4 protein-coding genes are annotated in these 3,333 nt (G+C 70.7%); 2 read left to right on the plus strand and 2 right to left on the minus strand.

Annotation, left to right across the window (positions count from 1 at the left end; translation table 11 throughout):
* Positions 1–2: 2 nt before the first annotated feature.
* Positions 3–743 carry a peptidylprolyl isomerase gene (locus tag AB0M20_RS33785; RefSeq protein ID WP_364304400.1) on the minus strand — a complete coding sequence of 247 codons (741 nt, stop codon included), beginning with the start codon at positions 741–743 and terminating at the stop codon, positions 3–5.
* Between the two features lie 148 nt (positions 744–891).
* Here AB0M20_RS33785 and AB0M20_RS33790 point away from each other — a divergent pair, with 148 nt between their 5' ends.
* Together AB0M20_RS33790 and hisS are read left to right on the plus strand one after the other, a co-directional pair.
* Positions 892–1,584: an MBL fold metallo-hydrolase gene (locus AB0M20_RS33790; protein ID WP_364304401.1), complete on the plus strand. Its 693-nt coding sequence runs from the start codon at positions 892–894 to the stop codon at positions 1,582–1,584.
* 15 nt (positions 1,585–1,599) lie between these two features.
* Positions 1,600–2,925 carry a histidine--tRNA ligase gene (gene hisS / locus AB0M20_RS33795; protein WP_364304402.1) on the plus strand — a complete coding sequence of 442 codons (1,326 nt, stop codon included), beginning with the start codon at positions 1,600–1,602 and terminating at the stop codon, positions 2,923–2,925.
* On the opposite strand, the gene AB0M20_RS33800 is transcribed toward hisS, so the two are convergent.
* On the minus strand, positions 2,899–3,333 hold a 435-nt coding region (locus AB0M20_RS33800; RefSeq protein ID WP_364304403.1), incomplete at its 5' end, for a PaaI family thioesterase. The two genes, hisS and AB0M20_RS33800, sit on opposite strands and share 27 nt — an antisense overlap.

The following is a 3,333-nucleotide window of genomic DNA, read 5'->3' on the forward strand; positions in this document are numbered from 1 at the left end:
GTTCAGAGTATTAGAGTCGCGAGGACGTCCTGACCGGTTGTGACCTTGCCGTGGATCGGGTAGAGCGCCTGGTCCTTGGGGGAGTAGTCCTTGAGGAACACCAGGAACTGGCTGCCGTTGTTGCCGGGCGGGTCGCTGATCAGCGCGACCGTACCCGCCGGGTAGGCCGGTGCGGCCGGCGGCGGCGCTGCGGACGCGCTCGGGCCGGGCGTCGGCAGCGCCGGCACGTCCTCGTTGTAGAACGTGTACGTCGGCCCGCCGCGGCCGGTGCCGCTCGGGTCGCCGCAGCGCAGCGCGCCGAAGGCGGTGATCTCGTGGCACTCGGTGTTGTCGTAGAACTTCTTGCCGGCCAGGTAGGACATGCTCTCGCCGCCGCACGGCGCGGTGCCCAGGTTGAGGCTCGCCGCGATCGTTCCCTGACTGGTGACGACCTTCATCTCCCGGGTGCCGCTGGTGGCGATGCCGTCGGTCGGCGGCGTGCCGACATCCTTCAGCTCCGGAGTGGTGGAGGTGCTCTGTGGCGTCCAGGCGCAGATGTCGTCGGCGGCCGGATCGGCCGGCGGGTCCCTGTCGAACGCGCCACCCAGCCAGGCCACGCCACCCGCGATCACCAGAACCGCCAGGACGGCGCCGACGCCGGCCCGGATCCGGCGCGTACGACGCTCCTTGACCGCCCGCCGCGCCTTCTGCCGTTCGAGCTTCTCCCGCGCGAGCTTGCGCTGGCGGTCCCTGCTGGATGCCACTTCTGTGCGTTCCTTCCCCGACCGTCGTGGCCCGAGCCGCCACGCCGCAAGAGTGTACGGGTACGTCCTGAGAAAGTGGTGTGCGCCCGCCCCCGCTAGGCTCATAGCATTCGAATTGTCACCAACGACCTGGAGAGGGGCGCCGCGAGTGCTGGTCACCGGCTTCCCGGCGGAGGCGTTCGGCACCAACTGCTACGTCGTGGCCTCCGCGCCCGGCGAGCAGTGCCTGATCGTCGACCCGGGCATCGGCGTGCTCGACACGCTCGCCGAGGTGCTCGCCGAGCACCGGTTGCACCCGGCCGCCGTCCTGCTCACCCACGGCCACCTCGACCACACGTTCTCCGTCGCCCCGGTGTGCGGCGCGCGCGGCATCACCGCGTACATCCACCCCGGTGATCTCGAGATGCTCGCCGATCCGGAAAAGGGACTGAGCATGAGCCTCGAGGCGATGTTCGGCGGCCGGATCGCGTATGCGGTGCCCGAGGACGTCGCCGAGCTGACCGACGGCGCCACGCTGAGCCTGGCCGGGCTCGAGGTGACCGTCGACCACGCGCCCGGCCATACCGGCGGGTCGGTGCTGTTCCGCCTGCCGGGGGCGGGCTCGGCGTGGGAGGCCGAGCAGCTCTGCCTTTCCGGCGACGTGCTCTTCGCGGGCTCGATCGGACGCACCGACCTGCCGGGTGGCAGCACCGACACGATGCTGGCCAGCCTGCGGGACAAGATCCTGCCGCTGGCCGACGACACCGTCGTCCTGCCCGGCCACGGTCCCGAGACCACCATCGGCCGTGAGCGCGCGTCCAACCCGTTCCTGCTGGAGCTGGTTGACCGGAGCGCTCGGTAATCAACGGAGATCCACGTGCCCATTTCCGGCTTCCCTGAGTGGCTGCCGCCCCAGCGGATGATCGAGCAGTACGTCCTGGACCGAATCAGGAACACCTTCGAGCTGTACGGCTTCGCGCCGCTGGAGACGCGGGCCGTCGAGCCGCTCGACACGTTGCTCAGCAAGGGTGAGACGTCGAAGGAGGTGTACCTCCTGCGCCGCCTGCAGGAGGATCCGAATGCCGCCGACGACCTGTCGCTCGGGCTGCACTTCGACCTGACCGTGCCGTTCGCCCGCTTCGTGGTGGAGAACGCCGGCAAGCTCAACTTCCCGTTCCGCCGCTACCAGATCCAGAAGGTGTGGCGGGGTGAGCGCCCGCAGGAGGGCCGGTACCGCGAGTTCCTGCAGGCCGACATCGACGTGGTGGACCGCGACACGCTGCCGTTCCACTACGACACCGAGATGCCGCTGGTGATCGGCGACGCGTTCCGGTCGCTGCCGCTCCCGCCGGCCGTGATCCAGGTCAACAACCGCAAGGTGTGCGAGGGGTTCTATCGCGGGCTGGGGCTCGAGGACACCGACCAGGTCCTGCGTACCGTGGACAAGCTGGACAAGATCGGCCCGGACAAGGTCACCGCGCAGCTCGTGGAGACGGCCGGTGCGACGGCGGCGCAGGCCGCCGCCTGCCTCGACCTGGCGGCCATCGCGGCCGAGGACGGCTCGTTCGTGGACTCGGTGCGCAAGCTCGGCGTCGAGAACGACCTGCTCGACGAGGGCCTCGGCGAGTTGCTGCAGGTCGTCGAGGCCGCCGGGCGGCACTCGCCCGGGTTGGTGCGCGCCGAGCTGAAGATCGCGCGCGGCCTGGACTACTACACCGGCACCGTCTACGAGACCCAGCTTCGCGGGTACGAGCGCTTCGGCTCGATCTGCTCGGGCGGCCGGTACGACAACCTGGCGTCGTCGGGCGCCGAGCGCTTCCCGGGCGTCGGCATCTCGATCGGCGTGTCCCGGCTGCTCGGCCTGCTCTTCGGCCACGACGCGCTGGGCGTCTCCCGCAAGGTGCCGACGTGCGTGCTGGTCGCGTTGCCGCAGGAGGATCAGCGGGCCGAGTGCGACCGGATCGCCGGCGCGTTGCGCAGCCGCGGGATCAACACCGAGGTGGCGCCGACGGCTGCGAAGTTCGGCAAGCAGATCCGCTTCGCCGAGCGGCGCGGCATCCCGTTCGTGTGGTTCCCCGGTGAGCCGGACACGGTCAAGGACATCCGATCCGGCGAGCAGATCGAGGCCGACGCGAGCTCATGGGAACCGCCGGCCGCGGACCGCGTACCCGTGATCTCAGGGGTTGAAGATCAGGCAGGTTGACGTGGCGTGGGCCAGCAGCCGGCCCTGGGCGTCGGTCAGCCGTGACTCGGCCAGGGCGGTGCGCCGGCCCCGCTGCAGCACCTCGCCACGGCAGGTCAGCCGCCCGGAGTCCATGGTGACCGGCCGCAGGAACTTCACGTTGAGGTCCAGCGAGGTGTAGCCCACGCCGGCCGGCAGCGTCGTGTGCACCGAGCACGCGGCGGCCGTGTCCAGCAGTGTGGCGATCACGCCGCCGTGCACCGTGCCGAGCGGGTTGTAGTGGAACTCCTGCGGGTCGAGCAGGACGGTGACACTGCCCTCCTCCGCCTCGATCCCGGCGGCGCCGCTCAAGGGGATTATCTGAGGCGGGGGGGGGGCGGCCCGGGGGCTAGACGGGCACACCCACACGCCCGGCGGGGGGGGGGGGCA

This window comes from Actinoplanes sp. NPDC051633 (assembly GCF_040681735.1).
Classification (GTDB): domain Bacteria; phylum Actinomycetota; class Actinomycetes; order Mycobacteriales; family Micromonosporaceae; genus Actinoplanes.